General features: G+C 64.6%; 16 protein-coding genes and 1 tRNA gene. 5 read left to right on the top strand and 12 right to left on the bottom strand.

The window, feature by feature from the left end; translation table 11 throughout:
• Positions 1 to 12: 12 nt before the first annotated feature.
• Together BXY53_RS05260 and BXY53_RS05255 are read right to left on the bottom strand one after the other, a co-directional pair.
• Positions 13 to 534, bottom strand: coding sequence for a disulfide bond formation protein B (locus BXY53_RS05260; RefSeq protein WP_119060823.1), 522 nt, complete (start codon positions 532 to 534; stop codon positions 13 to 15).
• 20 nt (positions 535 to 554) lie between these two features.
• Entirely contained in the window at positions 555 to 1,133 is a 579-nt protein-coding gene (locus tag BXY53_RS05255) for a YqaA family protein (RefSeq protein ID WP_119060822.1), read from the bottom strand.
• Between the two features lie 155 nt (positions 1,134 to 1,288).
• On the opposite strand from BXY53_RS05255, the gene BXY53_RS05250 reads away from it, so the two are divergent.
• Together BXY53_RS05250 and BXY53_RS05245 are read left to right on the top strand one after the other, a co-directional pair.
• Positions 1,289 to 1,375, top strand: a tRNA-Leu gene (locus BXY53_RS05250).
• Positions 1,376 to 1,422: 47 nt separating this feature from the next.
• Positions 1,423 to 2,379: a D-alanyl-D-alanine carboxypeptidase family protein gene (locus BXY53_RS05245; protein WP_119060821.1), complete on the top strand. Its 957-nt coding sequence runs from the start codon at positions 1,423 to 1,425 to the stop codon at positions 2,377 to 2,379.
• Positions 2,380 to 2,384: 5 nt separating this feature from the next.
• Here the strand turns inward: BXY53_RS05245 and metH are convergent, their stop codons facing one another.
• The 5 genes from metH to BXY53_RS05220 form a co-directional block, all read right to left on the bottom strand.
• A complete protein-coding gene (gene metH, locus BXY53_RS05240; RefSeq protein ID WP_280985260.1) occupies positions 2,385 to 5,081 on the bottom strand; it encodes a methionine synthase in 2,697 nt (898 codons plus the stop codon).
• A gap of 131 nt (positions 5,082 to 5,212) precedes the next feature.
• A complete protein-coding gene (locus BXY53_RS05235) occupies positions 5,213 to 5,830 on the bottom strand; it encodes a tetratricopeptide repeat protein (protein WP_170144347.1) in 618 nt (205 codons plus the stop codon).
• Between the two features lie 91 nt (positions 5,831 to 5,921).
• A complete protein-coding gene (gene ykgO / locus BXY53_RS05230; protein WP_119060818.1) occupies positions 5,922 to 6,047 on the bottom strand; it encodes a type B 50S ribosomal protein L36 in 126 nt (41 codons plus the stop codon).
• 128 nt (positions 6,048 to 6,175) lie between these two features.
• Positions 6,176 to 7,102: an SEL1-like repeat protein gene (locus tag BXY53_RS05225; RefSeq protein WP_147361501.1), complete on the bottom strand. Its 927-nt coding sequence runs from the start codon at positions 7,100 to 7,102 to the stop codon at positions 6,176 to 6,178.
• 60 nt (positions 7,103 to 7,162) lie between these two features.
• Positions 7,163 to 8,296, bottom strand: a complete 1,134-nt coding sequence (locus BXY53_RS05220; RefSeq protein WP_119060816.1) for a TAXI family TRAP transporter solute-binding subunit — start codon at positions 8,294 to 8,296, stop codon at positions 7,163 to 7,165.
• Positions 8,297 to 8,670: 374 nt separating this feature from the next.
• On the opposite strand from BXY53_RS05220, the gene BXY53_RS05215 reads away from it, so the two are divergent.
• Entirely contained in the window at positions 8,671 to 9,069 is a 399-nt protein-coding gene (locus BXY53_RS05215; protein WP_119060815.1) for a hypothetical protein, read from the top strand.
• Between the two features lie 131 nt (positions 9,070 to 9,200).
• Positions 9,201 to 9,674, top strand: a complete 474-nt coding sequence (locus BXY53_RS05210) for a copper chaperone PCu(A)C (RefSeq protein ID WP_119060814.1) — start codon at positions 9,201 to 9,203, stop codon at positions 9,672 to 9,674.
• A 29-nt stretch (positions 9,675 to 9,703) separates the two neighbouring features.
• Here BXY53_RS05210 and BXY53_RS05205 read toward each other — a convergent pair whose 3' ends face one another.
• From BXY53_RS05205 to BXY53_RS05190, 4 genes are all read right to left on the bottom strand, one after another.
• Positions 9,704 to 10,609, bottom strand: a complete 906-nt coding sequence (locus tag BXY53_RS05205) for a LolA family protein (protein ID WP_170144346.1) — start codon at positions 10,607 to 10,609, stop codon at positions 9,704 to 9,706.
• A gap of 147 nt (positions 10,610 to 10,756) precedes the next feature.
• Entirely contained in the window at positions 10,757 to 13,318 is a 2,562-nt protein-coding gene (locus BXY53_RS05200) for an FtsK/SpoIIIE family DNA translocase (protein WP_119060812.1), read from the bottom strand.
• A 120-nt stretch (positions 13,319 to 13,438) separates the two neighbouring features.
• Positions 13,439 to 14,620 (bottom strand): aminotransferase class I/II-fold pyridoxal phosphate-dependent enzyme, encoded by a 1,182-nt coding sequence (locus tag BXY53_RS05195; RefSeq protein ID WP_119060811.1) that lies wholly within the window; start codon positions 14,618 to 14,620, stop codon positions 13,439 to 13,441.
• Positions 14,620 to 16,200, bottom strand: a complete 1,581-nt coding sequence (locus BXY53_RS05190; RefSeq protein ID WP_245410364.1) for an ATP-dependent DNA helicase — start codon at positions 16,198 to 16,200, stop codon at positions 14,620 to 14,622. Before BXY53_RS05190 ends, BXY53_RS05195 begins: the two co-directional genes overlap by 1 nt.
• 380 nt (positions 16,201 to 16,580) lie before the next feature.
• Here BXY53_RS05190 and BXY53_RS05185 point away from each other — a divergent pair, with 380 nt between their 5' ends.
• The gene (locus tag BXY53_RS05185; protein WP_119060809.1) at positions 16,581 to 17,393 is read left to right on the top strand and encodes an exodeoxyribonuclease III; all 813 of its coding nucleotides are present in this window, start codon (positions 16,581 to 16,583) and stop codon (positions 17,391 to 17,393) included.
• Between the two features lies 1 nt (position 17,394).
• Here the strand turns inward: BXY53_RS05185 and BXY53_RS05180 are convergent, their stop codons facing one another.
• The gene (locus BXY53_RS05180; protein ID WP_170144345.1) at positions 17,395 to 17,880 is read right to left on the bottom strand and encodes a Crp/Fnr family transcriptional regulator; all 486 of its coding nucleotides are present in this window, start codon (positions 17,878 to 17,880) and stop codon (positions 17,395 to 17,397) included.
• Positions 17,881 to 17,943: the final 63 nt, after the last annotated feature.

Here is a 17,943-nt window from a genome sequence, read left to right as displayed (position 1 = left end):
ATCTGCACAGAATTACACGGCTGCGAGATGCCGCCTTGCGAAGCGCTGCAACCCAAGACCGGCCAGCACCGCCAGCCCCAGCGAGATCACCGCATTCCAGCCCGCAAACGAAAGCCCGAGGAAGCGGAAGGCGGGCTCATCACAGCGCACAGTCTGGCCATTGCGCAGGCTCTCGATAAGCGCGCCCGTATCGGTGGAGACCTGCACACCGCCGGAGCAGCCCGCCGGGCCGGGCCACCAGCCCCATTCGACGCCGGCATGATGGATGCCGAGCCCAGTGTTCAGCAGGAAGGCCATGCCAACGACGGCAAGTGCGCCCGCTGCCAGCGCCGGCCGGCTGCGCACGAACAGGGCCGCGACCAGAGCCGCTGGAATCCCGATGTAGTAGGCCCAGCGCTGACGATAGCAAAGCTCGCACGGCACATAACCGCCTATATGCTCATACGCCAACGCGGCAAGGATCGTTGCGCCCGCCAGCGCGAGCACGCCGAGCGCGGCTTTCCGCATGCCGATCCGGCCGATGATATCCTGCATGAGCCTGTCTCCACACCGCCTCAAATGTATCTGAGCGCGAGGAAGCCGCCGAACAAGGCCACGAAAAACGCGAACGTGACAAGGCCGAGCCGGCGCTCGATGAAGCTGCGGATTGGCGGGCCGAACCAGTAGAGCAGCGCGGCGACCAGATAAAAGCGCAGGCCGCGCGCCACGAGACTCGAGAGCATGAAGATCGGAAAGCTCAGCCCGGTGACACCTGATGCGATCGTGATCACCTTGTATGGAAAGGGCGTGATGCCGGCGAAAAGCACGATCCATGCCCCATAGGCGTTGTAGCCGGAGGCAAACTCGTCGAAGGCATCCGTTTTCCCGTAGAATTCAAGGATGGGCTGCCCCACCAGCTCGAAAAAGAAATACCCGATCGCGTACCCGGCGGCACCGCCAAGCACCGAGCTGATCGTGGTCATCGCGGCGTAGAACCACGCCTTCGCGCGCTTGGCCAGAATCATCGGCACCAGCATCACGTCTGGCGGGATCGGGAATACCGAGCTTTCGATGAAGGACACCAGCATCAGCCACCACACGGCGAGCCGATGGGCGGCGAGGGCCATCACGCGATCATAGAGGTTTCTGAGCATGACGTTTTGCTTATAGACGCGGGCTCGCTTTGTCCATCAAAGCTGCGCGTCGGCTGGCGCTTTCGCGCGGGCAAAGGCTTTGCTGGCCTCTTATATTGACGGTAACAAGGCGTCGGTTATGATCGGCCTGCAAAGAGGCAAGGTGTATTTGCGCGGCCCCAGTGGCGGAATTGGTAGACGCGACAGACTCAAAATCTGTTGCCCGCAAGGGCGTGCCTGTTCGAGTCAGGCCTGGGGCACCAACACGCCGTTAAGAGCGGACCTTCCGGCGAAACGGGGAAAATCGGCGATGCGTATTGGGGCTGTTGTCGGCGCGATGCTGGCGTTCCTGGTAGCGGGCATGGCATCGGAACCGGCACGTGCGGCGCCGGCCCTCGTCATCGACGCCGAAACAGGGCTTGTCCTCTACGCCGAAGACATCGACCGGCGCTGGCACCCGGCGTCACTCACCAAGCTGATGACCGCCTATCTCGCTTTCGAGGCGATGCGAGACGGCAAGCTGTCCATGGAGGACAAGCTCGTCGTGTCGGAAACCGCGCACGCCCAGCCCCCGAGCAAGATCGGCGCGCCGATCGGCACGGAGATGAGCATGCCGACGGCGCTGCGCGCGCTGATCATCAAGTCCGCAAATGATGTTGCCGTGATGTTCGCCGAGAAGATTGCCGGCAGCGTCGCGGCCTTTGCGGACAAGATGAATGCGACGGCCAAGCGCCTCGGCATGACGCGGACGCGCTTCGTTAATCCCCATGGCCTGCCGGATGCGCGCCAGATTTCCACTGCCCGCGACATGGCGATCCTCGGACGCACGCTTTTGAAGGAATTCCCGGAATACGCCTATCTCTATTCCGAGCGCTCCTTCCGCATCGGGAGCGCCTACATGCGCTCGCACAATGCGCTGCTGCGCGTTTACGACGGGGCGGACGGCATGAAGACCGGCTTCATCTGTGACTCCGGCTTCAACGTGGTGGCCAGCGCGACTCGTGGCGAACGCCAGCTCATCGCGGTGGTGATGGGCTCGTATAACAGCCGCTCCCGGACCGAGCGCGCCAAGGCGCTGCTCGATCACGGCTTTGCGGTCTATGACTGGAAAAAGATGTTCGCGCCGCGGCTGGAACACTATGGCTATGGCAGCGGGCTGGATGCGCCCGCGCCGAAGCTGCGCCCCCTGGTTTGCGGCAACCGCGCGGTGGCGTTGCGCAAGCGCAAGGAGCGCCGCGAACGCACCGCTGTCGCCACGATCGACTAGCAGGCTCAGGCCACTGCCTTTTCCATCGGGTCGTAATTGAGGATAGGCCCGAGCCAGCGCTCGGCCTCTTCCACACGCCAGCCCTTGCGCTTGGCGTAGTCCTCGACCTGATCGCGGTCGATCTTGCCCACGCCGATATAATGCGCCTGCGGATGCGCGAAGTAGAGCCCCGACACGCTCGCGGGCGGCGTCATCGCGTAGCTTTCGGTGAGCGCAATCTCGGCCTGCTTTTCCGCGTCCAGCAGGTCGAAAAGCGTGCGCTTCTCGGTGTGGTCCGGCTGAGCCGGATAGCCCGGCGCGGGGCGGATGCCGTCGTATTTCTCCGCGATCAGTTCCTGGATCGAGAAGTTCTCATCCGGCGCATAGCCCCATAGCTCCTTGCGGACCAATTCGTGCATCCGCTCAGCGAAGGCCTCGGCCAGCCGGTCGCACAGCGCCTGCACCATGATGCGCGAATAATCGTCATTCGCGCGCTCGAACCGCTCCGCGATCGCCATTTCGCCTATGCCGGCCGTCACCGCGAAGCCGCCGATGTAATCGGCGACGCCGCTATCCAACGGCGCGAGGAAATCTGAAAGCGCGGTGTTCGCCCGGCCGCTGTCGCGCGCGATCTGCTGGCGCAAAGTGTGCAGTGTGGCGAGACGTTCGGCGCGCGTCTCGTCGGTGTAGACCGCGATATCATCATCCCCGACCGTGTTCGCAGGCCAAAATCCGACGACACCCTGGGCGTGGACCCACTGCTCGTCCAGCATTTGCTTCAGCAGCGCCTGCGCATCGTCGAAGAGCTGGCGCGCTGTCTCCCCGTAGCGGTCATCTTCGAGCACGCCGGGATAGGTGCCCTTGATTTCCCATGTCGCGAAGAATGGCGTCCAGTCAATATAACGGGCCAGTTCGCGCAGGTCGAAGTCACGAAAGGCACGCGTCCCGATGAACTGCGGCTTGGTCGGCTGATACGCTGCCCAGTCAATGGCGTACTTGTTGCGCCGCGCGTCCTTGAGGCTCACCCGCGCCTTCTGCGCGCGCCCGCGCTGGTGCGCTGCCGTCACCTTGGCGTAGTTGTCGCGGATCTCCTGCAGGTAGTCCTCGCGCTCCTCTGACAGCAGGCGCGAGACAACACCGACCGCGCGGCTGGCGTCGGACACGTAAATCGCCTGGCCGCGCTTGTAGTTTGGGCAGATCTTGACGGCGGTGTGCACCTGGCTGGTCGTCGCGCCACCGATCAGCAGCGGGATATCGAACTCCTCGCGCTCCATTTCCGCGGCGACATGGCACATCTCGTCGAGGCTCGGCGTAATCAGGCCGCTCAGGCCGATCATGTCGGCGCCATGCTCGCGTGCGGTATCGAGTATCTTCTGCGAAGGCACCATCACGCCGAGGTCGATCACCTCATAGTTGTTACACTGCAAGACGACCCCGACGATGTTCTTGCCGATATCGTGCACGTCGCCCTTCACCGTCGCCATGACGATCTTGCCGGCGGCCGGCTGGTCCTCGATACCGAGGTCGCGTTTCTCCTGCTCCATGTAAGGCATCAGATAGGCCACGGCCTTTTTCATCACGCGCGCGGACTTAACCACCTGGGGCAGGAACATCTTGCCCTCGCCGAACAGGTCGCCGACGACATTCATGCCGTCCATCAGCGGGCCTTCGATGACATGAATCGGGCGGTCGAACTGCTGGCGGGCCTCTTCGGTGTCCTCATCGACATAGTCGGCGATACCGTGCACCAGCGCATGCGTCAGCCGCTCGCCCACCGGCTTTTCGCGCCACGAAAGGTCCTGCACGCGCTTCTGCTGGGGCCCGCCCTTGAACTTGTCCGCGGCTTCGAGCAGTCGGTCGGTCGCGTCGTCACGGCGGTTGAGGATTACGTCCTCGACCAGCTCGCGCAGCTCCGGATTGATGTCCTCATAGACGGCGAGTTGGCCCGCGTTCACGATGGCCATGTCCAGCCCGGCGCGGATAGCGTGGTAGAGGAACACCGAGTGCATCGCCTCGCGCACGGGATCGTTGCCGCGGAACGCGAACGACAGATTCGACACGCCGCCGGAGGTCTTGGCGTAGGGCAGTTCGGTCTTGATCCGTCGGACGGCCTCGATGAAGGCGTTGGCGTAGTCGTTGTGTTCCTCGATGCCGGTGGCGACCGCGAAAATGTTGGCGTCGAAGATCACGTCCTCAGGCGGGAAACCGACCTGTTCGGTCAGCAGCTTGTAAGCGCGGGCGCAGATATTGAACTTGTGCTCGGCCGTCTCGGCCTGGCCTTCCTCGTCGAACGCCATGACCACGACCGCCGCCCCGTAGCGCCGGATCTTGCGCGCCTGATCCAGGAAAGCCTCTTCCCCTTCCTTCAGGCTGATCGAGTTGACGATCGACTTGCCCTGCGCGCATTTCAGCCCCGCCTCGATGACGGGCCATTTCGAGCTATCGATCATCACCGGCACGCGGGCAATGTCGGGTTCCGCGGCGATCAGATTCAGGAAGCGCGTCATCGCCGCTTCGGAATCGAGCAGACCCTCGTCCATGTTGACGTCAATGATCTGCGCGCCGTTCTCGACCTGTTCGCGCGCCACCTCGATTGCGCGGTCGTAATTGTCGGCCTCGATCAGCTTGCGGAATTTCGCCGAGCCGGTGACGTTCGTGCGCTCGCCGATCATGATGAAGCTCTGGGCTGCGCTGCTGGTCAATAGCTTCTCCCTCTTCTGGATTTTCTCGAGCCGGCCCTCGCGCGCAAAAGACCGGGTTTAACCATGCGCTGCGCGGCGCGAGCCGCCAACGCGGGGCTTGGCGCGGCAATCGGCTGGATTGGAAACGTGGCCGGGCCGCTGCCGGATGCGCGCTAGATGTCCTGCCCCTCGACGTCGCGTCGAAGTTCCTCGACGGCGTCCCGCGCCTCTTTCTTCAGCGGATAGACTTCGAGGACACGGCGATAGGCTTTCAGGGCGCGTTCTTTCTCGCCGAACTCGTTGAGGATGACGGCGACACCCTGCATGGCGCGATAATGGTTCGGATCAAGCGCAAGCACACGCCGCAGATCGCGCAAGGCGGCACGGAAGTCGCGTTTCTGGAAGTGCACCATCGCGCGCTGGCTCCAGCCCTCGGCGAACTCGGGCTCGGAGATCACGACGGTGTCGAGGATCGCCAGCGCGAGATTGTATTCCTCGGCGCTGATGAGTGACATGGCGCGCGCCAGAAGCAGGTCGATCGAGGGGCTGCCGCTGCTCCGCCAGACGCGCTCGATGCTCTGGGCCACGGCCTTGGCGCGTTCGGGCGACTCGGCCTGTTGCAGGCGCTGGTAAAGCGTGTCGAGCAAGGCGTCACGGTCCGGCGCAATCGAGTCCGGGTCGATGACGCCGTCCTCGGCGCCGGGAGGCAGTGACGGGCCTGGATTATCGGGTTGCGCACGGGCGAGCGTCGGGGCGCACACCATGGCGAGCGCCGCGACTGCAGATAGCAAGCAGTGACGCGACCGGGGTTTACTCATGAGCGTAGGGTAACACCGAAAAGCGCGCGGTCAAAATGCCCACACGGCGGGCGCCGGCGCACCTTCAGCCCTGGCGTGCCTTGCAGCGCGGATTCGTCTTGTTAATGATGTAGATGCGGCCCTTGCGCCGGACGAGGCGGTTGTCCCGGTGGCGCTTGCGCAGCGATTTGATCGAGTTTTTGACTTTCATGGCTTTTCCCATAAAACATTCGGCCGCGCCAAGGCAGCCGGCTTTCAATTCATTGGAGACATACGTGGCAGGCCGGTTAATGTCAACGCACCGCACCGGCCGCGCGGGCGGGCGTGGCGGGCTTGCCGCTATTCCAGCGCCGTCAGCCGCGAGCGCGCGTCCGCGTTGCCCATTTCCGCTGCCCGGCGATACCATTCCCGGGCCTTCTCGACATTCGAGGGGTCCCCGCCACGCACGTAGATATCCTGCAGGAAGCCGGGGTCGAAGCTCTGGCCCATCGCGTAGGCCGCCCCAGCGACGCCCTGGTCGGCCAGATAGCGCAGGATCAGCCGCGCACCCGCGATGTCGCCGCCCGCCATCATCGCTTCGGCGCGGTCGAACATCGACTTCTGCATTTCCGGTGACAGGGATGATTCCTTCGCCTGCGGCTGGTCTGTCCCATTGGTCGCACTGGTTGGGACCTCGCGCTTCGGCTCAGGGCCGATGCGTACATTCACGATCTCCTGCTCGCGCGCATCCCCGTTGCCGCGGATGAACAGCACCTCCATTGAAAATTCACCGTTGTAGTCCGGCGGTGCGACCAGTGCGACGCTCGAGATCTCGGCGGGCGACAACGCCCATGCGTCATCCAGCGAGACACCTGCGGTCAGCTTGAAGTCGTCCGGCAGGCCGCGAACCATAATGACGCGGAACAGGTCGCCGTCCTCGGGCGGCAGGCTGATCTCGAGGGGCAGCGGCTCGTCTGGCGGTCCGGAGATATCGGTGACGGAGAAGCCGCTCTGCTGGGCAAGGATGATCGGCTGCAGCGCCATGGCGTCCGGTGTCGCGCGGTCGGCCAGGCGGCTGGCGTCGAGCGGCGGGGCGGCTGTCGGCGCTTCTGCGCGGGCTGGAGGAGACTGTGCTGGCGCGGCGGCCAGGGCGCAGGCCGGCCCGGCAAGCCCGGCCGCAACGAAGGCGGCGACAAGCTTTTCCATCGGCCGAGACCGCGTCAGGCTGGGCGGGACGGCCTCCCGGACAGGCTGCTCACGCTTACCGATCACCCGGCCCTGTCTCACGGCGTCACCTCATTATTATCCTGCGCGCGGACGCGCTTGTTATCGCTCTTGAGCGGTTAGTCAGTTCCCTGCCGCCTGACGCTGCTGTCGCCACCTGACGAACTCGGAGAAGAGTGCGTCTTTCTCCTCGTCGGAAAGCTGCGTCGCGCCGGTCTTCTCCACCAGGAAGGCGTTGAACTGCTGGCGCACTTCCGCCGAGGCCGTCTGGCGGTTGCGGTCGAGCCACTCACGCGCCGGCTGGAAGCGCGTCCAGCCGGGCAACTCGGCCGCGAGGTTCACTTCCCGCCATTTCGGGTGGCGCGGCGCCTGCAGGAACTTTTCGAAGTTGGAGAAGAAAGCATTGATGAAGCGCTCCACCTTCGCATAGCGCTCGCCCTCCGGGTTCCAGTCGTAAACGGCCATCACCGCGCCCACGGCGATCGTGCGCACCGGGGATCCCTCCGGCACCAAGCTTGGATAGTCCTCATGCGTGAAGGTGGTCGGTAGATAGGCCTGCTGCAGCGCGGGGTCATAATCGACGGTAACGAGGCGGTAGCCGTCCTCCCGGTTCAGCTCTTCGATGGCGCTGGTCGGCTTGCCGGCAACATAGAGCGTCGCGGCGATTTCACCGTCCTTGATCTTCTGCAGCGCGAGCGGCTGGTCGTGATAGACCGGCTCGACCTCGATGCCGAGGCTCTCGAAAACGGTTTCCGCCGTCATCGCCGTACCGCTGCCTTCGACGCCGAAATTCACCTTGCGCCCGGCGAGGTCCTCGATACTGCCGATCTCCGGCCCGCCCACCACATGAAGCTCCTCATTATAAAGCTTGGTGATGTAGGCGATGCGCTCCTCGACGCCCGGATACATATTGCGCCGCTTGATGAAGCTGAGCACGTCGGACTGCACGATGCCGATGTCGATGCCCTTCAGATAGAGCAGGTCGGTAATGTTCTGCACCGAGCCCTGCCCCACGATCGGCAGCACGCGCAACCGGTTCCCGTCATTCAGCACGGAGGCGAGGTCCGTGGCGATGCGGATGTAGGTGCCGCCAATTCCCCCGGAGATCACGCGGACGGTGCCGCGGTTCACGCGCTCGACCATCTCCTGGTAATCGGTTTCGGTCTGGGCGGAAAGGGGGCCGCTCGTGGCCAGGGAGGAACACAGGATCAGGATAACCGCGACCCACAACTTTCCGAGCGAAATACGCGCTGGCATGTTTGCACTCTCCCTGGATACCACTTCTACAAGGTTCTGTCTGACCGTTGGCAACCGCGCCGACGGGCGCGCACTGCACCGCGCAGGTGGTCCGTGGCGGGTGAAGGGCCGGGTCGATCCTTATTGCCTGTGGATGGGTCCATCCCCCCTTGCCCTGGAAACGGCGTCTCGGATCGGCACACTGCGGAGGCGCGCCTGGCGGGAAAAAGTCTCTGCAAGTTAGCTAAAAATAGCCCTCTTATGGAAGAAATGTGGCACACGCCGCAGATCACAGCGTAAAGGTTTGGTTAACGATCACGTCTGCGTGTTCGCCAACCGGTGCTGCGGCGCCGCGCCCGGTGGCACGGGCCGGCCGCGAGTGCTAGACGTTCCTCATGAAGCGGCTATCGCACGAAATCGCCGAACTCGGTCGCGGCTTGCCGGGCGCGTTGCTGATCGCGGGGATGATCTTTCAGGCCGTGGTCGGCAGCGCCCATCTTGCTTTCGCCGCCGCCGCGACCGACGGCTCCCGAACGCCTGTCATCTGCGCCCTTTACGGCGATACGCCACCTGGTGCGCCCTCTGAAAAGCCCGGCGGGCCCAGTATGCCCGGAACCATGGCCTGCCCGGTTTGCGCAAGCAACCATCACGTCGCTGGCGGCTTACTGCCGCAGCTCGCATCCATTCCGAAGGCCATCGCCCGGAGAGACTACGAGAGCCACAATCTCAACGACCAGTGGCCGAATGATCGTCAACCGCGGCTTGTCAATTGTCGCGCCCCGCCGCGTGCCTGAAGGCGGCACGGAAACTATCCGCCCCTCCTCTCAGTTTGACACCGAAAAGGTTGCTCTGACGCGCCGACCCGTGCGGCGCGCCGGTCGCGCAAGCAACCGAAACCGAAAGCCTTTTGCCAAGGAGAGCAAGAATGAAAACGCTCGTTCATATCCTCGCCGCCTTCGCACTCTGCGCCTTCGGCGCGGCCGCCCAGGCGCATGACTACAGCTTCGGCGATCTGCGTCTCACCCACCCCTGGGCCAAGGCCTCCCTCAAGGGCGTACCGAACAGCGCGGCGTACATGACAATTACCAACAATGGGGAAACAGACGACACACTGGTTGCCGCGTCCGCAGATGTCAGCGAAGCGGTGGAGCTGCACACGATGACGATGAAGGACGGCGTCATGCGTATGCGCCGGCTTGAAGACGGCGTCCCGCTCCCTGCGGGGCAGACGGTCGTACTCGCGCCCGGCGGCAAGCACATCATGCTGATCGGGCTGAAAGATCAGCTCAAGGCCGGCAGCAGCTTCGAGATGACGCTGACCTTCGAGAACGCCGGCGAACAGCAGATTAACGTGACCGTGCGCGATCGGCAGCCCGAAGCGGCAGAAGACGGAGCTTGAACTGGAAGGGGCGGCGCGCGCCGCCCTTCCTAGCGCCGGTTGAAGTCCGGCAGGCCGATACCGGAGAACTCGAACAAATCCGCCGAGAGCTGCACATCACGTTCCAGCTCGGCAATGTCGACTCGGGTGTCCACGCCCTGAGCGTCGGTAATGATCCAGGACGCAAGCTCCAGCTCGGGATCAGTGCGGAAAAACAGCCGGATCTGACCAGCCGACTCGCCGGTCTTGTCCTCCATGGTCAGGATCAGCACGTCTTCACCCTTGTCGATCGACAGGATGCGGGCATCCTCCAGCAGATTGACCTCTTCGGACAGCAGCAGCTTGAACGGCGTTGATTCCAGCGGATAGCGGTCGGCGGTGCGGAGGTCATGGTTTTCCACCGCGAGGTATTCGCCGTTGGAAATAATCTTCATCCGGCTGGGGCGATCATAGTCGAAGCGCACCTTGCCCGGCCGCTTGAAAAAGAAGTCACCGCTTTTCTTTTCGTTGTTCGCGTCGAACTGGACGAACTCGGCTTTCGCTTCCTTCAGGTTGTTGAAATACGCGTTCACCCGTTCGATGATCTCAAGCGCTTCGGCGTCCGTGATCTCCTCGTCCGCGGCTTCGGGACGGACCAGGGTCTCGGTCTCCCATGCGCCGCCGATCGGGCTAACCGTGCTTTCCTGCGGCGCCTTTTCGGGCGTCCCGGCCGTCGCTTCCGGCGCCGGCTCGGCCTTGGCGGTCTTCTCCGCAGGTTTTGCTGCTGGATCAGGGGTGCTTTCCTCAGCCGCCGGTGCGCTTGCCTGCTTCGGCGCGGACTTCTCTGTGCCCGGCACCGTCTTGGCATGCGTCGAGGAGCCAGCCTCCGCCGGTGGGGCCATCACAGCCGTCGCCGTTGCTGCCAGAAGGCCCAGGCCCAGCGCACGCCCAGCGGGCCGCCACGTCAAAGCTGCCAATCGTCCCCTCATGGTTCACCCCAATGCGTCTCGTGTTACCGGGTCGCCGGTTCGGCGCGCCACGCGCGCAACGCGGCGGGCCGCATCACCTCGTCACGGCCGCTTGGACCACAAAAGCGTCAAATTGGAGACATCGGCGCGAAAAATTCACGCGTCTTCGGCCTCGCCGATGAGGATTTCCCGTTTGCCGCCGCGCCCAGCCGGGCCGATGATGCCTTCGTCTTCCAGCCGCTCGATGAGCGACGCGGCGCGGTTATAGCCGATGCCGAGCCGGCGCTGCAAATAGCTGGTGGTGGCCCGGCGATCGCGGCGCACGATTTCGATGGCTTCATCGAGCAAGTCGTCACCCGAGGGCTTGCTATCGTTGCTCAGGCGCGGATCAACCGGATCATCCTGCGCCTCCAGAACGTCCGTTCGGTATTCCGGCGCCCCCTGCTGCTTCAGATGGTGCACAACCTTTTCCAACTCCTGGTCGGCGACAAAAGGTCCGTGTACGCGCGTGAGCCGGCCGCCAGGCGCGAGGTGCAGCATATCGCCAGCGCCAAGAAGCTGCTCGGAGCCCTGTTCGCCCAGGATCGTGCGGCTGTCGACCTTCGACGTCACCTGGAAGCTGATGCGGCTGGGGAAATTGGCCTTGATCGTGCCGGTGATGACATCGACGCTCGGGCGTTGCGTCGCCATGATGACGTGGATGCCGGCGGCGCGCGCCATCTGCGACAGGCGCTGCACGGCGAACTCGATGTCCTTGCCAGCGACCATCATCAGGTCAGCCATCTCGTCGATGACCACCACGATGTAGGGCATCGGCTCGGCGTCGATGTCCTCATGCTCGTAGATGGGCTGGCCCGTCGCCTCGTCATAACCGGTGTTGACCGTGCGCCCAAGCACGTCGCCGCGCGCCCGCGCCTCGGCAACGCGCTGGTTGTAGCCCTGGATGTTGCGGACACCGACCTTGTGCATCCGCTCATAGCGCCGGTTCATTTCCGCAACCGTCCATTTGAGCGCGGCGACCGCCTTCTTCGGGTCGGTGACAACCGGCGTGAGCAGATGCGGAATGCCGTTATAGACCGACAGCTCCAGCATCTTCGGGTCGATCATGATGAATTTGCACTGGTCGGGCGGAAGCCGATAGATCAGCGAAAGGATCATCGCGTTGATCCCGACCGACTTGCCCGAGCCGGTGGTGCCGGCGACCAGCAGATGCGGCATCCGCGCCAGATCGACGATTACGGGCGTACCGCCGATGCTCTTTCCGAGGGCCAGCGCCAGCTTCGCCTGGCTGTTGCGGAACTCCGCCGTCTCCAGCAGCGCGCGCAGATAAACCGTCTCGCGCTTTTCGTTCGGTAGCTCGATGCCGAGCGCATCGCGCCCGGGGATAACCGACACGCGCGCAGAAACCGCTCCCATCGACCGCGCGATGTCGTCGGACAGGCCGATGACGCGGGAGGATTTCGTCCCGCGCGCCGGGCGCAGCTCATAGAGCGTGATGACCGGGCCGGGGTGCACTTCCGTGATCTCGCCCTTGACGCCGAAGTCGCGCAGTGTGCCTTCAAGCTGCTCGGCCCGTTCGGTGAGTTCCTCATCGCTCAGCGCATGCTGAACCTGCGCACCAGAAGCTTGCGTGAGCAGGCTCGTGGGCGGCAGCGTGAAACTGCCCTTCGGATTGGTCTGGGGCGCCGGGGTCGCCGTGGATTTGGGCGCGAGAAATGGCGCGGCCCGAACCTGAGGCGGCGGTTCGCTGACCTGATGCGCGCGGTAATGCGCGGCCCAGATATCGTCCGACGACTCCTGCGCCGCGGGCTCCTGGCACGGGGGCGCAGAGCGCAGCGAATCGAAAAACGGTTCGATCCGCGCACCGAGATCCTGTGGCTCGACGTTCAGCGTCGGCTCCGTTCGCAGATCCGGCTCTTCACGGCGGCGCCCGATGCGGCGGAGCCGGCGGCGCTCGCGCCCATCCGGTTTCGGCTCATCCTCTGCGTCGGTCCAGCCCTGACCCATCCAGAACTCGCGGGGGCCTGCCGGCTCCTGTGCCTGCTCGCGCTCCGGCGCCAGCCCGCGCAAGACCTCCCCGATACCCGTTCCCGACCGCGTCGCCGCCCTTGCGGTTCGCTCGCTATCGAGCAACACGGCCATATCGCGCGGGCTGAGACCGCAGGCTGCCATCAGCGCCACGCCCCCGGCCAGACCGGCAACCGCTCCGGCTACAGCCTGTGCGAAGTGATCCGGGACGAAGCCAAGCGCATGAACGCCGCCGACCATCAGGAAATCGCCGATGATCCCGCCCAGGCCATGCGCCAGCGGCCAGGTTTCCGGCGCCGGCAGCGGGCTAAGGCTCATGGCAATCAGCGCCGTCGAAACCAGCCACAGCAGCGACATCAGCCGCAGCGGCCCGGCCGGATATTCGGCGGCAAGCCGAAACCCAAGCGCGGCCACGGGCAGGAACACCGTCACGGCAGCAAGGCCCAGCGACTGAATCATAAGATCGGCGACCGAAGCGCCATAAGCACCCAGCAGGTTCTCCGGGGGCTGCTCCGTGATGTGGTTGAGGCTCGGGTCGGCGACCGACCAGGTCAACAGGCTCGCCCAGCCGGCGAGCGCCAGAGAAAGCACGGCAACGCCCAGTCCACGCCGGAATAGCCTGGCAATTGCGGCTTCCATCGACGCGGGCAAAAGACGCCGGGAGGGTCGTGAAACGGTATAGGTGGCCATGGGTCCGCTCGTTGGACCGCCGCGATAGCGCGACGGTGAAACGTAAACGCGCGGTAAGAAACTGCCACCGCAGGGTTTACAAAGGGTTTCCAAAACGCAGAAAAACTGGCGAGTTTTGTATCAACTTGGTCCAAGGACCTCCGCGGTGCGCATCAGCCCTTCTCGGGTCGTGGCCGCGTCGCCGACCAGGGCAACGCGTATGCGCTCCGCACCGGGGATGGCGCCATCGGTCTCAACTGCCAGATAGGCACCGGGAATGACCTTCACGCCCGCCTCGCGCCAGAGGTGCAGCGCGGCCTCCTCCCCGCCGCCGAGCGCGCTGGCGTCAAGCCAAAGGAAGAACCCGCCCGCCGGCGCGCGGATACCGAGCGCCGACCCGGCGATCTCGAACTTTTCGCGGTAGAGCGCGCGGTTGGCCTCGACATGCGCCTCGTCGCCCCACAGCGCCGCGGAGGCGTGCTGCACGGGCAGCGGCATCTGCGGACACGCAACGTTGCGGAACCCGGCAAAACGCGAGATGAAGTCAGGGTCACCCGCGCAGAAGCCGGAGCGCAGCCCCGGGACATTGGATCGCTTCGATAGCGAGTTGAAGGAGACCACATTGGCGAGGCTGCCCGTCTCCGCGGCAACTTCCAATGCGCCAGGCGGCGGCGCGTCGCTGTAAATCTCCGAATAGCATTCGTCGAGGAACAGCATCACGTCCCAGCGACGCGCGAGCGCGATCAGTTCGTGCAAATAGGGCCGGCTGGCGACGACGCCCTGCGGGTTTGCCGGCGATGCGAGGAAGATCGCCGCACTCCGTGCCAGCACATCCTCAGGCACCGCTTCAAAGTCGGGCAGAAAGCCCGTCGCCTCGGTGGTCGGCAGGAAGCGCGGCTCCGCACCGCCAACAAGCGCCCCCGCCGCATAGGCCTGATAGAAGGGGTTCGGGATGAGCACGACGGGCCGGGCAACATGCGGCTTGCGCGCCAGCGCCAGGAAGGTCGCCGAGAACAGCCCCTCCCGCGAGCCGGAGAGCGGCAGGATATGCGCTTCCGGGTCGATCTGTTCCCTCAGCGACGGGTAACGCAGACCATGCCAGTTGGCGACTGCCTTGCGCAGACCGTCGGTGCCGCGAATTGGCGGATAGGGCTGCCAGTCGGCGGCATGGTCGTGGATGATGTCCGCGACGAAATCCGGCATCGGGTGACGCGGCGCGCCAATGCTCATGTCGATTGGTTCCGCACCCGGTTCGATGCTGCCGAGCAGGCTGCGCAGCCGCGCAAATGGTGAGCGAACCAGCTTACCCAGATCACAGACCATCAGATCAGCCCCAACTTGCGCATCCGCGAGCGGATCGCGCCCGGCTTGCGCCCCAGCGTCTCGGCGATCTGGCTGATCGGCGCCCCCTTGTCGAAGTAGGCCCGAAGGCGGTCTTCCTCATCGCGGCTCCAGGGTTGATACGCCTTGCTGCGCGCACCTCGGGTGTTGCCGAAGCGCGGCGCCGCCGGCGCGGGCGTCCGCCCGCCGGCATCGCGAATGAATTCGTCCTGGAGTCGGCTGATCTCACGGTCGTCGCGCTGCTGATGTGCGCGCAGCGCTGTCTCGGAGGCGCTGCGAAATTCCTCATCCTTGGCCAGGGCCTCCGGGTGAACGCGCAGCGCCCGCTCGTTCCAGCCCGCCAGATGCAGCCCCTCCAGCGACCGGACGCGCGACAGCGCCACGTAGCCCTGCCCGTAATCGAAGGCGTGCGAGAGATCGACCGCGGCGGCGTCAAGCGACATGCCCTGGCTCTTGTGGACGGTGATCGCCCAGGCGAGGCGTAGCGGCACCTGCGTGATCTTCGCCGCCGACTTGCCGTCCTCTTCCATCTGCCAGTCCACCGGCTCGGCCACGACCTTGCGCCCCTCGCGCGTGCGCACGACCGGCCACCCCTTGTTATCAAAGCCGGTGACAATCCCCAGCGTGCCGTTCACATAGCGGCCACCGGGATCGTTTTTGATGAACATGACCGCGGCGCCTTCCTTCAGGCCGAGTTCCTCGCCGGTCAGGCAACCGCGCTTGAGCGCCGCGACCAGCGGGTCGGGTCCGCGCGCCTTCATGTCGAAGACACGCGCGTCGCCGGGGACCTCGGCCAGTCGTGCAAGATTGATCCTGTCAACATCGCGATTGTGCGTGTAGAGGCGGGTGAGGTCGCGCGGCAGATCATTCTTGTCCACCCGGCGCTCCCCAAGCGCCTTGCGCTCTGCCGCACCGACGGTATCGGCACGGATCGCGCTCAGCAGTTCAAGGAAGCCGCCGTCATTCTGGCGGTGCTGCTCGGTCAGGTAGCAGACCGTGGGGTCGAGGTCGCGCCAGGCCTTCGATCCGTGCGCGAACAGCGGACCATCCTGGGGCCCATCCAGCCCGAGGCCGCCCGCCGGCTCATCCTTCCGCACGACCGGCGGGATCTGGAAAAAGTCGCCGACCAGCACGACCTGCAGACCGCCGAATGGCGCGGGCGAGCCACGCACATGCCGGCAGACCATGTCCACCGCATGCAGGACGTCCGGCCCGAGCATGGAGATTTCGTCGATGATGAGCACCGGGGCATTGCGGATGCGCTTGGCCGTGTAGCGGTTCTCGGCGATGCGCTCGATCTGCCCGCGCGAGATCGGCAGGCGCACGCCGATCCCGCTCCAGGAGTGGATGGTGCGGCCCTGAATATGCGTTGCGGCAATGCCGGTCGATGCGGTGATGGCCGGCTCAAGCCCGCAGGCGCGCAGGTAATCGACATAGCGGTTGACCGTGTGCGTCTTGCCGCTGCCCGGCTCGCCGGTGAGAAACACCGAGGCGCCGGTCTTGAGGATGTCGAGGGCGTCGTCCTGCTTCATGGATTTTATGGCCGGCTGGCGTTGCTGCATGCGAGCCTATCGACGGGTCGGGGCCTTGGCAATCGGACGTTGCGATCCCTGATCAGGAAAGATGCGGCCGTTATCGCCGCGCCACCGTCCGGATTGGCTGTTCGGACACTGTCAAGCCAAATTTTTTGATTTTTCCCCTTCCCAAGGCAAAAACTTTTGTGCTATTGTTTTCATGTCGATCGGATAAGCCAATCACCATCGGTAGTGCCCCCCCCCGTCTAGCCGACGGCTTATCCGTTCCCGCGCCGGCATCCCTCCCGGCGCACCGCGTAGTAACGCACATTGGCGCCCAACCATCGCCGGGGTTGGGCGCCCTTTTTTTGTGCGCATGCGCACTGCGGCTCTGGACGCAGGCCGTGGCCCGCCGTTAACTCACCCGCATGATCCTTCGGCTCGCAACCTGGAACATCAATTCCGTGCGCCTGCGCCTACCGCTCGTGAAGCAGTTTGTTGCGGCGTATCGGCCTGACGTGCTCTGCCTGCAGGAGACCAAGTGTCCGAATGAACTGTTCCCGCACGGGGAACTGGCCGAACTCGGGCTGGCGTATGTCGAGACGCACGGGGAAAAGGGGTACAACGGCGTTGCGGTCCTCTCGCGCGTCCCGATTGCGCGGGTGATGGCCGAAGACCTCGATGCCAGCGGGCACACCCGGCATCTCGCGGTCCGCTTGGAGGCGCCTGCGATTCAGCCGGTTCTCCATAACTTCTATGTCCCGGCAGGCGGCGACATCCCCGACCCTGAGGCGAATCCAAAATTCCGCCAGAAGCTCGATTATCTGCAGGCGATGCGCCGCTGGCTCGAACGCCCGGAGATGGCGGACAACGGCCCGATGATCCTCACAGGCGATCTGAACGTCGCGCCGCTGGAGACCGATGTCTGGTCCCACAAGCAGATGCTGAAGGTGGTTAGCCACACGCCGATCGAAGTGGATCATCTGACGGCGGTGCAAGAGAGCCGGCCGTGGGTGGACGTCGTGCGCCGCTTCATCCCGCCCGAGGAGAAGCTCTACACCTGGTGGAGCTACCGTGCCCGGGACTGGCGCGCCTCAGACCGCGGACGGCGGCTGGATCACATCTGGACGTCACCAGAGCTGGAGGAGCGGACGAAGGGCATCGAAGTCGTTAAAGACGCGCGCGGATGGGAGAAGCCCTCCGACCACGTGCCGGTCATTCTCGATATCGATCTGGGCTGACCTACGCAGCGTCGGCAATCCGCTGCAGCGAAATCTCCAGCGCCTCGAAGCGATCATCGACCGCCCGCAGTTCATCGGCAAGGCTGGACAGGCGCCGCACGAGCTTGGCCGAGAAGTGCTCGGCGATCGACGGGTCAGCCTCCATGACCTCGTACAGCGTGGCGCGCGTGATCGCCAGGGCGCGAACCGGCTCGGCCGCCACTACGGTGGCCGCGTAGGAGACCTCGGTCAGCATTGCCAGTTCGCCGACAAAAGTACCTGGCCCAAGCGGTTCCTGGAAGCCGTCAGGGGCCGACGTATCGGCGACCATCACCGATCCTTCGAGTATGACAAACGCCGCCGCGCCGGCCTCCTCGGCCTCCGTGATCGGCTGACCGCTGTCAAACCATGCGATGTCAGTAGCGGCTGCTATCGCGTCGATCTGCGCGTCGCTCAGCCCCTTGAACAGCTCCACATTTTCGAGAAGCGCCCGATCTTCGACGTGCATTTTGTCCCCCATCTGGGGAAACCATGATCTGAGTCGCTGCACTCGACAAGGGGGCCGCGGGCC

This window comes from Dichotomicrobium thermohalophilum (assembly GCF_003550175.1).
In the GTDB taxonomy this organism is placed as follows: Bacteria; Pseudomonadota; Alphaproteobacteria; order Rhizobiales; family Rhodomicrobiaceae; genus Dichotomicrobium; species Dichotomicrobium thermohalophilum.
The sequence above is the reverse complement of the archived record's forward strand: the minus strand, read 5'-3'. Positions and strand labels throughout refer to the sequence as shown.

Coding starts and splice junctions, on each gene's coding strand:
- BXY53_RS05185 (WP_119060809.1), top strand. CDS start 16,581: ATGATCCTTCGGCTCGCAACCTGGAACATCAATTCCGTGCGCCTGCGC.
- BXY53_RS05195 (WP_119060811.1), bottom strand. CDS start 14,620: ATGGTCTGTGATCTGGGTAAGCTGGTTCGCTCACCATTTGCGCGGCTG.
- BXY53_RS05200 (WP_119060812.1), bottom strand. CDS start 13,318: ATGGCCACCTATACCGTTTCACGACCCTCCCGGCGTCTTTTGCCCGCG.
- ykgO (WP_119060818.1), bottom strand. CDS start 6,047: ATGAAAGTCAAAAACTCGATCAAATCGCTGCGCAAGCGCCACCGGGAC.
- BXY53_RS05260 (WP_119060823.1), bottom strand. CDS start 534: ATGCAGGATATCATCGGCCGGATCGGCATGCGGAAAGCCGCGCTCGGC.
- BXY53_RS05255 (WP_119060822.1), bottom strand. CDS start 1,133: ATGCTCAGAAACCTCTATGATCGCGTGATGGCCCTCGCCGCCCATCGG.
- BXY53_RS05215 (WP_119060815.1), top strand. CDS start 8,671: ATGAAGCGGCTATCGCACGAAATCGCCGAACTCGGTCGCGGCTTGCCG.
- BXY53_RS05190 (WP_245410364.1), bottom strand. CDS start 16,200: ATGCAGCAACGCCAGCCGGCCATAAAATCCATGAAGCAGGACGACGCC.
- BXY53_RS05245 (WP_119060821.1), top strand. CDS start 1,423: ATGCGTATTGGGGCTGTTGTCGGCGCGATGCTGGCGTTCCTGGTAGCG.
- BXY53_RS05220 (WP_119060816.1), bottom strand. CDS start 8,296: ATGCCAGCGCGTATTTCGCTCGGAAAGTTGTGGGTCGCGGTTATCCTG.
- BXY53_RS05180 (WP_170144345.1), bottom strand. CDS start 17,880: ATGCACGTCGAAGATCGGGCGCTTCTCGAAAATGTGGAGCTGTTCAAG.
- BXY53_RS05210 (WP_119060814.1), top strand. CDS start 9,201: ATGAAAACGCTCGTTCATATCCTCGCCGCCTTCGCACTCTGCGCCTTC.